Origin of the sequence: Microbacterium sp. LMI12-1-1.1, assembly GCF_040676455.1 — a bacterium.
Lineage (GTDB): Bacteria > Actinomycetota > Actinomycetes > Actinomycetales > Microbacteriaceae > Microbacterium.
This window is the reverse complement of record NZ_JBEGIA010000016.1, coordinates 384,547-400,103: the sequence shown is the minus strand read 5'-3', so window position 1 is coordinate 400,103 and position 15,557 is coordinate 384,547. Positions and strand designations below refer to the sequence as shown.

Sequence of the window (15,557 nt, the reverse complement as noted above, 5' to 3'; positions counted from 1 at the left end):
GTTGAGCGAGCGAGGAACGAGCGAGACGAAACGCGCTGGACGCGGTCGAGACGCCGGCCCGGCGGCCTGTCGGTTCGGGGCGTTTCGTCTGGGTCGCTGGCGCTCCCTCGCTCAACGACGGGGACGTGGGCTATCCGGTCGTTGAGCGAGCGAGGAACGAGCGAGACGAAACGCGCTGGATGCGGTCGAGACGTCAGTCCGCTTCGCCTTCGGGCGCGAGCGCCCTCCGCTCAGCGACCGGCGGTGGCGAGGGCGAAGGGGCCGACGAGGTCGGTGAGCTGGTCGCGCATGTCGTCGTCCGAGATGGTCGGGGTGCCGTCGCCGGGCTGCGGGCCGTAATCGCCGAAGGACGCGTGGCTCGCGCCCTCGATCTCGTGCATCTCCGCGTCCTGGGGCAGGAGGGGCCTCGCGTCGGCGATCTTCTCCGGCGTCGACAGCCCGTCCTCGCTGCCGGCCACGCTGATCACCGGCAGGCCCGACGCCGACAGGTCGTTCGCGCAGTAGGAGCCGAACAGGGCGAGGCCGTCGGCGTCCGTCGCCAGCTGGCAGGCGCGCACACCGCCGAGCGAGTGCCCGCCGACGAGCCAGGTGTCGATGCCGGGCGCGAGGCCGGTGAAGGCCGACAGCGGCCGCAGATCGAAGAACGCGAGGTTCAGCCAGGGCTTCGTGATGACCACCGTGACGCCGTCATCCGCGACGAGTCCCGAGAGCTTGTCGGCATACGCCCAGGGGTCGACCTTCGCGCCGGGCACATAGACCAGGCCGACGTCGGCCGACTCGCCCGCAGGCGAGAGCACGATGCCCGCGTCGGTGTCGGTGATCTCGATGGCGGTGTTCGACCGCACGTCGGCGAGGGGCTCCGACTCGGCGGCCATCACGCCGACCTGGCTCCAGATCACGATGCCGACGATGCCGAGCACGATGACCGCCGCCAGGGAGCCGAGGATCCACCACAGGACGCGCAGGCCCCGCCGGCGGGGCTTCGGAGTCGCTGAGGCGGTTGCGCCCGATCCCCTCTCGGCGTCGCGTGCGGGCTCGGCGGAGGGGGCGCTCGGGGTCACCGGATGAGCGTAGCCCGACCGTGCGGCTCAACCTGCGAACACGCTCAGCCCGCGAGCTCGGCCTGCCGTGCAGCGACGACCGCCTCGACCTTCGGGAACAGCGGATGCTCCGGCTCGAGGCCCGTGACGGATGCCGTGAAGCCGGCGGCATCCTGCTCCCGCAGCATCCGCTGCAGGTCCACCGACTGGGCGTCCTCCGTGTCGTCGAACGCGAGCGCCGCACCCATCGCGGCGACCAGTGCGTCGACGCCGAGACCGCGCTCGGCGGCTTCGGCGGCGGGGCCGACGAACCGCTCGTGCCGCGACAGCTTGCGCAGCGGCTGGCGGCCCACGCGCCACACCGTGTCGGGGAGGGCGGTGTTGCGGAAGCGGCTGAGGATCGTGGCACGGTATGCCGCCAGCGACTCGGCATCGAGTCCGTGCTTGGCCTCGAGCAGCGCCGAGGTCTCTTCGAGCGCAGCTTCCACCCGCGCCGCCAGCGCCGGGTCGGAGAGAGCCTGCGCGATCCCCTCGACGCCGGCCTGGGCGCCGAAGTACGCCGTCGCGGCGTGCCCGGTGTTGACCGTGAAGAGCTTGCGCTCGATGTACGGCTCGAGGTCGTCGACGAAGTGGGCGCCGGGGATGCGGGGAGGGTCGTCGCCGAACGGCGGCCGCTCGATCGCCCACTCGAAGAACGGCTCGACGGTGACGTCCACGCCGCCGCCCTCGGGCTGGCCGGGCACGATGCGGTCGACCGCCGTGTTCGCGAACACGGCGCGTGAGGCGAGTGCGTCCCAGGCATCGCCCGCGAGAGCCTTGATCTCGTCGCGGAGCAGATCGGTGGCGTTGATGGCGTTCTCGCACGCCATGATCTGCAGCGGAGGGCTGGACGGATCGCGGAGGGCGAGCCCACCGACGATATGCGGCGCCACGAACTTCAGGATCGTCGGTCCGACGGCGGTCGTGACGACGTTGGCGCCCGCGATCTCCTCCACGACGAGCTCGGGATGCTCAGCGCTGTTGATCGCCCGGAAGCCGGTGACGACCGTGTCGCGGCCGCCGTCGCCCACCTCGTGCACCGTGTAGCGGGACGCGTGGTTGATCGCGTCGACGAGCGGTGCGGCGACATCCGAGAACACGAGCTCGTACCCGCCCTCGTGCAGGAGCAGCCCGACGAAGCCGCGGCCGATGTTGCCCGCGCCGAAGTGGACGGCCTTCATCAGACGCCCGACGCAGACACCAGGCCGAACAGCTCCTCGGGCGTCTGCGCCTGCTTGAGGCGGGCGACGTCGTCCTCGTCGGAGAAGAGGATGGCGATCTGGGAGAGGATCTCGAGGTGCTCGTCGCCCTTCCCGGCGATGCCGACCACGAACGTCACGGGGTTGCCGTCCCAGTCGACGCCGCGGTCGTAGCGGACGACCGACAGCGCGGACTCGAGGATCTCGCCCTTCGTCTCGTTCGTGCCGTGCGGGATCGCCAGCTCGTTGCCCATGTAGGTCGACACGGTCTGCTCGCGCTGCAGCATGGCGTCGTAGTACGCGCCGGTGACGGCGCCGGCGGCCTGCAGGATGTCGGCGGCCTCCTTCATCGCCTCGTCGCGCGTCGCGCTCCCGGAGTGGATGCGCACCTGGCCGATGCTCAGAACCTCGCGTGCCATGTCTTCGCCTTTCGCCGTTGTCTCGTTCTGTCGTCGTCACTCGTCCTGCCCGGGGGACGGATGCCGCCCCCGGCGTTCCCGCCGGCCGCGGCGTGCGCGCGACCGGAGCGAGGGCGGTGGGGCCGGGGGCATGAAGCGCCCGCCCGGCCCCACCGCGGTCTCAGCTACGCACCATCCTCGTGCTGCGACCGCACCAGGTCCACGACCTCGTCGTATCTCGGCGAGTTCATGAAGTTGTCCACCGACACGTGCACCGCGGTGGGCGTCTTCTGCCGCGCCCGGTCGGTGAGCTGGTTCTGCGTGATGACCAGGTCGGCCGAGGCATCCAGGTTCGCGATCGCCTTGTTGACGACCGTGACGTCCTCGATGCCCGCCTTCTTGATCTTGTTGCGCAGCACGCTCGCGCCCATCGCCGACGAGCCCATGCCCGCGTCGCACGCGAACACGATGCTCTTGATCTCGCGCTCGGTCATGGTCGCCGGCTCGATGCCGCCCTCGGCTCCGGTGGCGGCGCCGCCCCGCAGCCCCGAGAGCGCGTCCGAGGACTTGCCCTTGGCGGCCTCGGTCTGCGTGATCGCCGCGCCGAAGGCGTCGTCGGTCGCCGCCATCGCCGCGAGGTCGCGCTTGCGCGAGGCCCGGAGGATGAGTGCGGCGATCAGGAAGGTGACGGCGGCCGACAGGATGACGGACAGGATCACTGCGAAGTAGGCCCCCTGCGCCGTCTGTGCGAGCACCGCGATGATGCTGCCCGGTGCCGCCGGAGCGCGGAGCGCACCGCCCAGCAGCATGTTCGTCGTGACGCCGGTCATGCCTCCGCCGATGAGGGCGAGGATCAGGATCGGCTTCATCAGCGCGTACGGGAAGTACACCTCGTGGATGCCGCCGAAGAACTGGATCACGGCCGCGCCCGGTGCCGAGGCGCGTGCCGCGCCGAGCCCGAAGAACGTGAACGCGAGCAGCAGCCCGACACCGGGGCCGGGGTTGGCCTCGAGCAGGAACAGGATCGAGGAGCCGGTGTCGGCGGCCTCCGAGACGCCGAGCGGCGTCAGCACGCCGTGGTTGATGGCGTTGTTGAGGAAGAACACCTTCGCCGGCTCGATGATGATGCTGGTGAGCGGCAGCAGGTTGTAGTCGACCAGCCAGTTCACGGCGTTGCTGAGGACCTGCATGATGCCGTTGACGAGCCAGGCGATCGGGTAGAACCCGACGATGGCCATCACGAAGCCCCAGATGCCGGCCGAGAACATGTTGACGAGCATCTCGAAGCCCGCCTTGATCTTGCCCTCCCAGAGGCTGTCGAGCCACTTCATCGAGTAGGCGGCGATCGGGGCCATGATCATCGCGCCGATGAACATGTGCACCTGGCCGAGCTGGTTGTCGGCGGGCAGGTCCGCGTTGATCTGCGCGATCAGCAGGTCGGAGCCGGCGATCGCGCCCATCGTCGCGATCGACGCCACGACGCCACCGCGGATGCCGTAGATGATGCTGCCGCCCGTGTAGGCGATCAGCAGCGGGAGCAGGTAGTGGATGAACGGGCCGACGATGGTCGCCAGGTCCGCGTTGGGTGTCCACCCGACCCCGATGAAGAACGCCGTGAAGATGCCCCACGCGATCAGAGCCGGGATGTTCGGCATGATCATGCCGGACAGGAACGTGCCGAAGCGCTGGACTCCGACCCGTGCCTTGCTGGTGCCCGATGCGGGCACAGACGCCGTTGTCATTTTGCTGTCTCCTTCTTCTGGTTGTGCCGCAGCTGCGGGCGGCCTATCGGGTGGCCGCCGTCTGGGCGGTTGTGCGTGCGCTGCCGGCCGCGGCCTGCTGCGCCGCGATCCGAGCGGATCCCGCGTCGGACGCGGCGAGGGCGGCTGCGGCGATGTCGCGCGCCTGGCCGATGGTGTGCTGCAGCAGGGTGGCGCGCACGTCGGCGAGCGCCGTGGGCGCCATCGACAGGCTCGTGGCGCCGAGGCCCACGAGCACCACGGCCAGGAGCGGATCGGCTGCCGCCTCGCCGCAGATGCCGACGGGCTTGCCGTGCGTCCGGCCGGCGTCGCCGACCTCCCGGATGAGCCGCAGCACCGCCGGATGCCACGGGTCCTGGAGCGACGCGACCGAGCCGAGCAGCCGGTCGGCGGCCATCGTGTACTGCGTGAGGTCGTTGGTGCCGATCGACGCGAAGTCGGTGTACGACAGGATCCGGTCGGCCAGCAGCGCGGAGGAGGGCACCTCGACCATGACCCCGGCGGTCTTGATGCCGTAGTCGCGGGCGATGTCGGTGAAGTACTCCGACTCCTCGACGGTGGCGACCATCGGCGCCATCACCCAGAGGTCCGCGTCGGTGGCGGCATCCGCTTCGGCCAGCGCGGTGAGCTGCTCGCGCAGGATGTCCTCGCTCGCCCGCAGCGCCCGGATGCCGCGGAGCCCGAGCGCCGGGTTCTCCTCGTGGGCGTCGTTGAGGAACGCCAGCGGCTTGTCGGCACCGGCGTCGAGCACGCGCACGACCACCTTCTTGCCGGGGAACGCCGAGAGCAGCTTCGTGTACGCCTCGCGCTGCTGCTCGACGGTGGGTGCCTGCGCCGAGCTCAGGAAGAGGAACTCGGTGCGGAAGAGCCCGACCCCCTCGGCGCCGAGCGCCACCGCGTCGATCGCGCCCTCGGGCTTGCCGAGATTCGCGAGCAGCGGCACCGGCGTGCCGTCGGCGAGGGCGCCGTCGGTGATCGGCGCGGACGACGCGGATGCCCGGTCCTCGGCGCGGCGCTCCGCCCGCTCGAGCTCGTCGGGCGTCGGCGCCGTCGTGACGACGCCGGCGGCGGCATCCACGATCACCGTCTCGCCGTCGCGCAGGTTCTTGGCGTCGACCGCGCCGACGATGGCGACGATCGACTTCTCGCGGGCGAGGATCGCCGTGTGCGACGTGGGGCCGCCCTCGGTGGTCACGAGCGCCAGCACCTTGTCCAGGTCGAGGAGGGCGGTGTCGGCCGGCGCGAGATCCTTCGCGACGAGGACGAACGGATGCCCGGGGTCGGGCACGCCGGGCGCCGGCTCGCCGCGCAGCCGCGCGATGACGCGCTGGGCGACGTCGTCGAGGTCCGCCGCGCGCTCGCCGAGGTACCCGCCGAGCGCGGTGAGCTGGTCGCGGAACGACGCGAACGCGTCGAACACGGCGAACTCGCCCGTGCGGCCCTGGGCCAGCCGGGTGCCGACTTCGTCGGCGAGGGTCGGGTCCTCGGCCATCATCGCCTGCGCCTCGAGCACTTCCTGCGCGGCGCCGCCCGCCTGCGCCCCGCGGGCTTCGAGCTCACGGGCGACGGCGGCCACGGCATCCGTCACCCGCGCCTTCTCTGCGTCGACGCTCAGCGTGCTGGGCGCGTCGGCCGGCGCCGGTGCAGGCTCCGCCATCCGCGCGACAGGTCCCTGGGCGACGCCCAGGCCGATTCCGACACCACGCAGCTCGGTCATCTCAGGCCTCCGCGTCGTGGTCGGTGGTGAGCAGCTCGGCGAGGGTGTCGAGCGTGGCGTCCGCGTTGTCGCCGTCCGCTGTGAGGGTCACGTAGTCGCCCTGCTCCACGCCCAGCGCGATCACGCCCAGGATGCTGGCCGCGTTGACCGGGCCGCCGGCATCCTTCGCGATCGTGATCGGGATGCCGGCATCCTTCGCCGCCTGCGCGAAGAGCTTCGCGGGGCGCGCGTGCAGCCCGTGGGCCGATCCGATCCGGACGGTGCGGGAGATGGGTGGCATGTCGTGACCCCTTTTCTTGGATCTGGTTCAGGAGTTCTGCTGGATCTCGTTCAGGACTGCGCTGTCGTGAGCTCGTGGTCCGGGGACGGTCAGTCGGGGGCGTCGTGCGCGCCCGCGTCCGCGGCCGGATGCGGCCCCCCGGGGCTTCCGGTCGCGGCGCGGACCAGCGCGAGGGTGCGGGTTCCGTCGCGATCTCCGAAGATGTCGGATGGCAGCAGCACCACGGTCGTGCCCCGTGCGGCGGCATCCCGCTCGATGCGCTCCAGCGCGTGAGCGAGATGCGGCCCGACCAGGACGACGTCCGCGGCATCGAGATCGATGGGCAGGGACTGCTCGGTGCCGGCGAAGGCGGAGTAGTCGAGCCCCTCGGCATGTGCCGCGTGCCGCACGCGCTGAGCGACGAAGGTGCTCGAGGCACCCGCTCCGCAGACCACAAGGATCCTCATCGACCCGCCTCCTCACTGGCCATTCTTGTGAGAACGCTGAGAGGGGACAACCACTCCTTCTTCCGCAGGGGCGGAAGCGCGCTGCGTCGTGCGGCGGGTTCGGGGCGTTTCGTCTCGGTCGCGGGCGCGCCCTCGCCCAACGACCGGGACTGGACTCCCGGCGCTGGTTCCGGTCGTCGGGCGAGCGAAGCGAGACGAAACGCCTCGGGCATCAGTCCGGCGTGCACGGGTTCGCCGCGTTCCCCTTGCCCAACGACGGGTTCCGGTCGTTGAGCGAGCGAGGAACGAGCGAGACGAAACGCAGTGAGGCTGCGGAGGACCTCGGTGACACCGGCGTGGTTGACTGGGCAGGTGACCCGGGCCCGGCAAGATCGCGTGCTCGGACTGCTCCTGCGCGACGGCGACTGGGTCACGGCATCCGCCCTCGCCGACGCCCTCGGTGTGACTCCGCGCAGCATCCGCTCCTACGTGACCGCGGCCAACGCGCGCGTCGCACCGGGCACCGCGGTCGAATCGGGGCCGCAGGGCTATCGGGCCGGGGCCGAGGCCGCTGCCGCCGTGCGAGCGGGCGGCGACGCCGGCACGCCGCGCGACCGGCTCCACACCGTGGTCCGGGCGCTCCTCGACGCCCCCGACGGCATCGACGTGTTCGAGACCGCCGACGCGCTGCACGTCTCACCCGCGACGCTCGACGCCGACCTTGCGCGGGTGCGCGGGCTGCTCGGCGGGACCGAGCTCACCCTCGAGCGCTCGGCGTCGCGCGCCCGCCTGCGCGGCACCGAGGGTGCCCAGCGGCGGCTTCTCAGCAAGCTCGCCCACGACGAGATGGATGCCGGATCCTTCGACCTCGCCGCCCTCCGGCGCACCCTCGGCGAGGGATCGGTCGGGGCCGAGGCCTTCGGTCCGTTCAAGACCGAGCTGGTGGCGCGCCTGGGCGCGCTCGGGTGGTTCGTCAACGAGATCGGCATCGCCGACGTCGTCATGCACATCGCGATCGCCGCCGACCGCACCGCGCGCAACCGGCCCCTCGACGCGATCGGCTCGGACGCCGGCGAGCGCCCCACGCAGACGCAGGTGGCGGCCATCATCGAGGAGCTCTCGGAGCGGCACCTCGGCGTGCGGCTCGGCAGCGCCGACCTGCAGCACTTGGCGACCCTCGTGCTCACCCGCGTCGTCGCTCCCGACGGACTTGCGGGAGCGGCATCCGCCACCGCACCCTCGACCCTCGACCCCGAGGTGGAGGCCGCGGTGCGCGACGTCGTGACCGCCGCCGCCGAGGAGTTCCTCGTCGACATCGCCCACGACGACTTCGTGGTCCGCCTGGCGCTCCACGTCCAGAACCTGCTGCACCGCGCGCGGGAGCAGGCGTGGTCGCGCAACCCGCTCACGCGCTCGCTCAAGTCGACGTATCCGATGATCTTCGAGGTGGCCGTGTTCATCGCGAGCCGCCTGCAGCAGCGCCTCGGCATTCCGCTGCCCGACGACGAGATCGCCTACATCGCGATGCACGTCGGCGGGCGCCTCGAGCGCAGCCGGCGTGCCGACCAGCTGCTGACCGCGACCATCGTGTGCCCGGGGTACTACGACCTGCACGAGCTGCTGCGCTCCAGTGTCGATCGTTCGCTCGGGCAGGCCATCGAGGTCGTCGGCGTCGAGACGCGCGTCGATCCCGACTGGGCGTCGATCGACACCGACCTCGTGCTCACCACCATCGACCCGCCCGTGACCAAGGAGCGGATCGTGCGCATCCAGCCGTTCCTCACCGACGCGGACGTCGAGCGCGTGCAGGCCGCGGCAGGCCGCATCCGTCGCTCGCGGCGGCTCGCGAGGCTGCGCGCCGAGCTCGAGCGCTACTTCGAGCCGTCCGCCTTCGTACGCGGGCTCGACGATGCCGCGGCCTCCGGCGAGGAGGGGGTGATCCGTGCGCTCGGGGCGCTCCTCCTCGAGCGCGGGGTGATCGACGCTGCATACGTCGAGCGCACGATCGAGCGCGAACGGCTCTCGTCCACCGCGTTCACCGACGCCCTGGCGGTGCCGCATGCCCTCGAGATGACGGCATCCCGCACGGCCATCGCGATCGGGATCGCCGACCCCTCGATCGCGTGGGGCGACGGGCGGGTGCAGGTCGTCGCGCTCGTCGCGTTCTCGGAGACCGATCGCGAGGCGTTCCAGACCGTGTTCGAGCAGTTCGTCGAGGTGTTCAGCGAGCGCGACAGCGTGCAGCGGATCGTGCGCCGCGGCACCGACTTCAACGCCTTCCTCGACGAGCTCGTCGCCGTCATCGACGGCTGACCCGCGGCATCCGGCGTTCTTCTCGGGTTTGGGGCGCACGGCGGGGCGGGGGGCTTCGGGTTGGGGCGCACGGCGGGGCGGGGGCTTCGGGTTTGGGGCGCACGGCGGAGGGGCTTCGGGTTTTGGGGCGCACGGCGAACGTTCGGGGCGTGCGCCGTGCGCCCCGACTGCGCGCGGTGCGCCCCAACTAGGCGCCGTGCGCCCCAACCGTGCACGGTGCGCCCCAAACCCGGAACGTCCGGGCGGGGAGGGGGAGGAACGATGGATGCCGCGGACCACGGCGAACCGCGGCCGCAGCGGCCGGGTCAGCCGCGGGCGAGGCGCTCGGTGAGGCCGAGGCGCACCGCGGGCCACTCGTGGGGGAGGATCGAGAACACGACGGTGTCGCGGAGCGTGCCGTCGGGACCGAGCCGGTGGTTGCGCAGCACGCCGTCCTGCCGGGCGCCGAGCCGGGCGATCGCGGCGCGGGACTGCAGGTTGTGCCAGTGCGTGCGGAATTCGACTGCGATCGCGTCGCACGCCTCGAACGCGTGGCCCAGCAGCAGCAGCTTCGATGCCGTGTTGACCGCGGTGCGCTGCGCCTCCCGGCCGAGCCAGGTGTGCCCGATCTCGACGTGGCGATTCGGCTGGTCGATGTTGCAGAAGGTCGTCGTGCCCACCACGCGCCCGGTGTCCAGGCGGCGGACCGCCCACGGGTTCATGTGGCCCTCGTCGCGCCACGCCAGCCGCTGCGCGATGTCGGCGGCGACCCCGTCGGGACGCGGCACCGACGTGTACCAGGTGTGCTCCAGGCCGACCGCGGCCGCGGCGAGGTCGGCCTCGTGCTCGGGGGCGAGCGGTTCGAGGCGCACGTACGCGTTCTCCAGCGCGATGGGCAGGGTGAGCAGCATCCTCCGAGCCTAGGGCTCGATGTGCTTGTCGCCGCGTCGACATACTTCGCAATTGTTCGGCCGATCGGAGCCTCCCGCTCGGGGGCCGACCTAGGCTCGAACGGTGCGTTCATTCGGGCGCATGCACAGCGAAGAGGACTCGAACCACGATGAAGACCCAAGAGCTCGTAAAGACGAGACGGCGAGTGATCGCCCCCATCGCACTGGCACTGGCGGCGACCATCGGACTGGCGGCCTGCGCGCAGGGCGAAGCGGCACCCGAGACGAGCAGCGCCGAGGCGACCGGACAGTTCACCTACGCGATCGCGAGCGACCCGACATCGCTCAACCCGATCAACGTCGGCGACCGCTGGGGCCTGACGGTCACGAACCTCGTGCACTCGCCGCTCGCGCGCGTCGAGGGCGACGGCACGGTCGTCAACGAGCTGGCCGAGTCCATCGAGCCCGCCGACGACGGCCTGTCGGTCACCGTCACCCTGAAGGACGGCCTGACCTGGTCCGACGGCGAGCCGCTCACGGCGGACGACGTCGTCTTCACCTACACGAACAAGGCGGTCCGCGAGAACGGCAACGCCGACCTGCTGTGGATCGGCGACCAGCCCATCACCGCCGAGGCCACCGACGAGCGCACCGTGGTCTTCCACCTGCCCAGCGTCAGCGCGGCGGCCCTCAGCAACATCGCCACCGAGACGTACATCATCCCCGAGCACGTGTACGGCGACGTCACCGACTTCTCGGTCTCGGAGCTCGACCCGATCGCGGTCGGCTCGGGCCCGTACAAGCTCGCCGAGTACGAGCGCGGCCAGTACCTCACGTTCGAGGCGAACGAGAACTACTACGGCGAGGCGCCGAAGATCCCCGAGGTGACGCTGCGCATCGTGTCGGACGCCGACACGGTCAAGACGGCGCTGCAGACCGGTGAGGTGGACGCCTCCTTCGCGACCCCCGACCAGGTCGCCGAGCTCGAGGGTGCCGGGCTGAACGTGAACCCGTACGCCGAGGGCCGCGTCGCCTACCTCGGTCTCAACGCCGCGAAGCTCACCGACCCGAAGGTGCGCCAGGCGATCTTCTTCGCCCTCGACCGCGACGAGATCAACACCGGCGCGTTCCTCAGCGAGGACTACTACGAGAACGCCTACACGATCCTTCCGCCGAGCAACGCCTACGCGACGGAGGACGTCGAGCAGTACCAGCAGGACGCGGATGCCTCGGCCGCCCTCCTCGAGGAGGCCGGCGTGTCCGACCTCACGCTCACGCTGGCGTACGCGAACTCCGATCCCGCGCAGACGACCGAGGCGACGCTGATCCAGCAGCAGCTGCAGGATGCCGGCATCACCGTGGAGCTCGCGGGCATCGAGCCGGCCGCGGTCTTCGAGGAGATCCAGAAGGGCGCCGACTCGCAGTACGACGCGTTCCTCGGTGGCTACATCATGGGCCAGGACCCCGACGCGTACAGCCTGCTGTACCGCACGGGCGCCTCGGCGAACTACTTCTCGTACTCGAACCCGGCGACGGACGCGCTGTTCGACCAGGGCGCCGTCGAGCTCGATCCCGACGCGCGTGCGTCGATCTACGCCGATCTGCAGGCGCAGATCGCCGAGGACGCGGTGGTGTTCCCGCTCGCCGACAACCTCAAGATCCTCGCTGTGAACCCGCGGATCGGCGGCGTCGAGGACGCCAAGCTCGTCCCGATCTACACCTTCGAGAACTTCGGGCTTCTCACCGAGCAGTGAGCGACGGACGTCACGGGCACCCGCCACGGGTGCCCGTGACGTCGTCATGTTCGGCGGGTCGCTTCCGGCGACCCGGCTGCGCCGAGTCCGAGCATCCGTCGCCCTCGTGGGGAAAGGAGAACGATGGCGGTCTACATCCTGCGCCGCCTGCTGCAGGTCATCCCGATGCTGCTCCTGGTGACATTCGTGGTCTTCCTGCTGCTGCACGCGGCGCCCTACGACGTCGTCGACGCGATCACGACGCCCCAGATGTCGGAGGAGACCGAGGCGGCGATGCGCGCCCGCTACGGACTCGACCAGCCGATCGTCGTGCAGTACGGGCTCTGGCTCGTCAACGTGCTGCAGGGCGACCTGGGGTACTCGCTCGTGAGCCGGCACTCGATCGCCGAAGAGCTCGCCGCCCGCATCCCGAACACGATCATGCTGGTGGCGCCGGCCTACCTCGCCGCCCTCGTCATCGCCGTGGTGCTCGGCCTGATCGCCGGCTCGCGTCGGGGCACGATCGTCGACAAGACGATCGACGGGCTCGCCGGCATCGGCATCGCGACGCCGTCGTTCTGGTTCGCGCTCCTGGTCATCTACGTCTTCGGCTACCAGTTGCGCTGGTTCCCGATCATCGGCATGCACTCCGTGGGCAAGCAGGGCGATCCGGTCGACTTCCTGATGCACTTCGTGATGCCGTTCCTGGTGCTCGTCGTCGCGTTCTTCCCCGAGTTGGCCCGGTACGTGCGCTCCGCGACCATCAGCCAGCTCTCGCAGGACTACGTGCTGGTGCAGCGCGGCTTCGGCGCCTCGCGCCGTCAGGTGCTGACCCGCCACGTCGGCCGCAACGTGATGCTGCCGATCATCACGCAGCTGGGTCTCGCACTTCCGATCCTCGTCACCGGCGCCATCGTGACCGAGTCGATCTTCGGCTGGCCCGGCATCGGCCCCTACTTCCTCACGGCGACGCGAAGCCTCGACTACCCGGTTGTGCTCGCGGTGCTGCTGCTGTCTGCGGTGCTCGTCATCGTCGGTAACCTCATCGCCGACATCCTCTACGTCGTCGTCGACCCGCGTATCCGGATCGGAGCGGGCTCATGACCGCCACCACTCCCAACGTCGCCGCCGCCATCGATGCGAACACCCTCGTGCATCGCGCGCGGTCGTTCCGCTCGGTCGCGGCCCTGCTGGCCATCGCGTTCCTCGTCGTCGTCGGTGCGGTGTCGCTGCTCGCCCCGCTGCTGCCGCTGGATCCGACCTCGACCGACCTCGCGATCCGCTGGCAGCCGCCGAGCGCCGCGCACTGGTTCGGCACCGACGAGCTCGGGCGCGACTACTTCTCGCGTGTCGTCTACGGCGGACGCATCTCGCTGACCGTCGGCATCCTGGCGATGATCGCGGCCACCGCGATCGGCGTCGTCGTGGGCCTCGTCGCGGGGTACGCCGGCGGCCGGATCGACGACCTGCTGATGCGGTTCGTCGACTTCCTGTCGTCGATCCCGTGGATGGTGCTCGTGATCGTCGCCAGCGTGTTCCTCAAGCCGGGGCTCTGGACCATCATCTTCGTGATCGGCGCGTTCTCGTGGATGGCGACCGCCCGCCTGGTGCGCGCCGAGACGCTGACGCTCCGCGAGCGCGCGTTCGTGCGCTACGCGCGCTACATCGGCGTGCGGCGCGAGCTCGTGATGTGGCGGCACGTGGTGCCCGACGCCGCGCCTACGATCATCGTCGCTGCGACGGCGAGCATCTCGACCGCGATCCTCACCGAGTCGGCGCTGAGCTTCCTCGGCCTCGGCATCCAGCCGCCGATGGCGTCGTGGGGAAGCCTCCTCGAATCGGCGCAGGGAAGTCTGCAGACGGCGCCGTACCTGGCGCTGATCCCCGGCATCCTCATCCTGCTCACGGTGCTGTCGTTCAATGTGCTCGGCGATGCGCTGCGGCAGTCGGTCAGTGAAGGGGGTGCGTCATGACGGTCCCCGCGACGACTTCCCCCGGCGGTGACGTGCTGCTGAGTGTCGAAGGCCTCGACGTCGACCTCGCCGACCGCACCGGCGGTCGCGTGCGCGTGCTCGACGACGTGTCGTTCGAGGTGCCGCGGGGCCGCGCCGTCGGCATCGTCGGCGAGTCCGGGTCGGGCAAGACGATGCTGCTCCGCGCGCTGATGGGGATCCTTCCCGAGGGTGCCACGCGCGAGTGGCGCCACGTTCTCCTCGACGGCCGCGACGTCACCGCGGCGATGTCGCGCGAGCGGCTGCCGGCGGCGATGGTCTTCCAGGACCCCATGACCTCGTTCAACCCGCTCGTGCGCATCGGCGCGCACCTCACCGAGGTCGCGCAGAGGTTCCAGCGCGTCGGGCGGCGGCAGGCGACGGCGCTCGCACGCGAGGCGCTCGTGGCGGTCCGCATCCCCGACCCCGACCGCGTGCTGTCGCGGTACCCGCATGAGCTGTCGGGCGGCATGCGCCAGCGCGCGATGATCGCGATGGCCCTCCTCGCGAGGCCGGAGCTGCTGCTCGCCGACGAGCCGACGACCGCGCTCGACGCGACGATCCAGGCGCAGATCCTGGCGCTGCTGCGCGCCCTGCAGGCCGAGCGCTCGCTGACGGTGCTCATCGTGACGCACGATCTCGCGGTCGTGGCGGCCGTCTGCGACGAGGTGCTCGTGATGAAGGACGGTCGCATCGTAGAGTCCGGTGACGTCGAACGCGTCTTCCGCGAGCCGCAGCATCCGTACACGAGGGAGCTGCTGGATGCCGCGCCCGACGCGCCATCGGCAGGGGAGGGGGACGCATGACCGGGCAGCCGACGGACGATCTCGTCCGGGTCGAGGGACTCGTGAAGACCTTCCCGCTGCGCAACGCCTGGGGCCGCACGACCGGCACGGTGCGCGCCGTCGACGGCGTCGACCTCACCATCCGCCGCGGTGAGACGCTCGCCCTGGTGGGGGAGTCGGGGAGCGGCAAGTCGACCCTGGGGCGCTGCATCCTGCAGATGGACGAGCCTACCAGCGGCACCGTCACGTACGACGGGGTCGAGCTCACGACGCTCGCCCGTGCCCGGCGCGCGCCCTACCACCGGTCGATGCAGGTCATCTTCCAGGATCCGTTCTCATCGTTGAACCCGCACCGCACGGCGCTTCAGAACGTCTTGGAGCCGCTCACGGTGCTCGCCCCCGACGCGGATCCGCGCGCGCAGGCGATCGAGGCGCTCGCCGCCGTCGGGATCGACGGCGACGCCGTCCACCGTCGTCCGCGCGCGTTCTCGGGCGGTCAGCGACAGCGCATCGTGATCGCGCGGGCCATCGCCGTGCGTCCGGGATTCGTGGTGTGCGACGAGCCGCTCTCGGCGCTCGACATGTCGATCCAGGCGCAGGTCACCGAACTGCTGCTGCGCCTGCAGCGCGAGCTCGCGCTGACGTACCTGTTCATCTCGCACGACCTCTCCGTCGTGCGAGAGATCGCGACGCGCACCGCCGTCATGAATCGCGGCCGCATCGTCGAGCTCGGCCCGACCGCCGAGGTGTTTGCGTCGCCGCAGCACCCCTACACGCGCCATCTCCTCGACGCCGCGCTGTCGACGGACCCCGTGCAGGCGCGACGCCGTCTGGAGCGCATCTCCACGCGACCGGAGCCGGTCGGCCTCGAGCCCGACGGCACCGCGCTCGCCGAGATCACGCCCGGCCACTTCGTGCTGCGCTGACGAGGCGCTGAAGTCTTCGCGATCGTCCGGCGCGTTTCGGCTCGCTCGTTCCTCGCTCGCTCAACGACCGGGGGCACAGTTC

General features: G+C 70.9%; 14 protein-coding genes. 6 read left to right on the top strand and 8 right to left on the bottom strand.

The window, feature by feature from the left end:
* Nucleotides 1–230: 230 nt before the first annotated feature.
* The 7 genes from MRBLMI12_RS19875 to MRBLMI12_RS19845 form a co-directional block, all read right to left on the bottom strand.
* Nucleotides 231–1,061, bottom strand: a complete 831-nt coding sequence (locus MRBLMI12_RS19875) for an alpha/beta hydrolase (protein WP_363357909.1) — start codon at nucleotides 1,059–1,061, stop codon at nucleotides 231–233.
* Nucleotides 1,062–1,105: 44 nt separating this feature from the next.
* Nucleotides 1,106–2,260 (bottom strand): mannitol-1-phosphate 5-dehydrogenase, encoded by a 1,155-nt coding sequence (locus MRBLMI12_RS19870; RefSeq protein WP_363357908.1) that lies wholly within the window; start codon nucleotides 2,258–2,260, stop codon nucleotides 1,106–1,108.
* Nucleotides 2,260–2,697, bottom strand: coding sequence for a PTS sugar transporter subunit IIA (locus MRBLMI12_RS19865; protein ID WP_349426741.1), 438 nt, complete (start codon nucleotides 2,695–2,697; stop codon nucleotides 2,260–2,262). Before MRBLMI12_RS19865 ends, MRBLMI12_RS19870 begins: the two co-directional genes overlap by 1 nt.
* A 164-nt stretch (nucleotides 2,698–2,861) precedes the next feature.
* Nucleotides 2,862–4,418, bottom strand: a complete 1,557-nt coding sequence (locus tag MRBLMI12_RS19860) for a PTS mannitol transporter subunit IICB (protein WP_363357906.1) — start codon at nucleotides 4,416–4,418, stop codon at nucleotides 2,862–2,864.
* Between the two features lie 43 nt (nucleotides 4,419–4,461).
* Nucleotides 4,462–6,153 (bottom strand): phosphoenolpyruvate--protein phosphotransferase, encoded by a 1,692-nt coding sequence (gene ptsP, locus MRBLMI12_RS19855; protein ID WP_363357905.1) that lies wholly within the window; start codon nucleotides 6,151–6,153, stop codon nucleotides 4,462–4,464.
* Between the two features lies 1 nt (nucleotide 6,154).
* Nucleotides 6,155–6,433, bottom strand: a complete 279-nt coding sequence (locus MRBLMI12_RS19850) for an HPr family phosphocarrier protein (RefSeq protein ID WP_308868269.1) — start codon at nucleotides 6,431–6,433, stop codon at nucleotides 6,155–6,157.
* Nucleotides 6,434–6,522: 89 nt separating this feature from the next.
* Nucleotides 6,523–6,879: a PTS sugar transporter subunit IIB gene (locus MRBLMI12_RS19845; RefSeq protein ID WP_363357904.1), complete on the bottom strand. Its 357-nt coding sequence runs from the start codon at nucleotides 6,877–6,879 to the stop codon at nucleotides 6,523–6,525.
* A gap of 351 nt (nucleotides 6,880–7,230) precedes the next feature.
* On the opposite strand from MRBLMI12_RS19845, the gene MRBLMI12_RS19840 reads away from it, so the two are divergent.
* Complete coding sequence (locus MRBLMI12_RS19840; RefSeq protein ID WP_363357903.1) at nucleotides 7,231–9,171, top strand: BglG family transcription antiterminator; 1,941 nt, start codon at nucleotides 7,231–7,233, stop codon at nucleotides 9,169–9,171.
* A gap of 305 nt (nucleotides 9,172–9,476) precedes the next feature.
* Here the strand turns inward: MRBLMI12_RS19840 and MRBLMI12_RS19835 are convergent, their stop codons facing one another.
* On the bottom strand, nucleotides 9,477–10,061 hold the full coding sequence (locus MRBLMI12_RS19835; RefSeq protein ID WP_349426747.1) for a GNAT family N-acetyltransferase: 585 nt from the start codon (nucleotides 10,059–10,061) through the stop codon (nucleotides 9,477–9,479).
* Between the two features lie 185 nt (nucleotides 10,062–10,246).
* Between MRBLMI12_RS19835 and MRBLMI12_RS19830 the strand changes: the two genes are divergently transcribed.
* The 5 genes from MRBLMI12_RS19830 to MRBLMI12_RS19810 all read left to right on the top strand — a co-directional run bounded on the left by MRBLMI12_RS19830 (nucleotide 10,247) and on the right by MRBLMI12_RS19810 (nucleotide 15,475).
* Complete coding sequence (locus MRBLMI12_RS19830; RefSeq protein WP_363357902.1) at nucleotides 10,247–11,794, top strand: ABC transporter substrate-binding protein; 1,548 nt, start codon at nucleotides 10,247–10,249, stop codon at nucleotides 11,792–11,794.
* Nucleotides 11,795–11,917: 123 nt separating this feature from the next.
* Entirely contained in the window at nucleotides 11,918–12,877 is a 960-nt protein-coding gene (locus MRBLMI12_RS19825) for an ABC transporter permease (RefSeq protein ID WP_349426749.1), read from the top strand.
* The gene (locus tag MRBLMI12_RS19820) at nucleotides 12,874–13,746 is read left to right on the top strand and encodes an ABC transporter permease (protein ID WP_363357901.1); all 873 of its coding nucleotides are present in this window, start codon (nucleotides 12,874–12,876) and stop codon (nucleotides 13,744–13,746) included. The genes MRBLMI12_RS19825 and MRBLMI12_RS19820 overlap by 4 nt, the downstream gene beginning before the upstream one ends.
* On the top strand, nucleotides 13,743–14,570 hold the full coding sequence (locus MRBLMI12_RS19815; RefSeq protein WP_363357900.1) for an ABC transporter ATP-binding protein: 828 nt from the start codon (nucleotides 13,743–13,745) through the stop codon (nucleotides 14,568–14,570). The genes MRBLMI12_RS19820 and MRBLMI12_RS19815 overlap by 4 nt, the downstream gene beginning before the upstream one ends.
* Nucleotides 14,567–15,475, top strand: coding sequence for an ATP-binding cassette domain-containing protein (locus MRBLMI12_RS19810; protein ID WP_363357899.1), 909 nt, complete (start codon nucleotides 14,567–14,569; stop codon nucleotides 15,473–15,475). Before MRBLMI12_RS19815 ends, MRBLMI12_RS19810 begins: the two co-directional genes overlap by 4 nt.
* The last annotated feature ends 82 nt before the right edge of the window (nucleotides 15,476–15,557 follow it).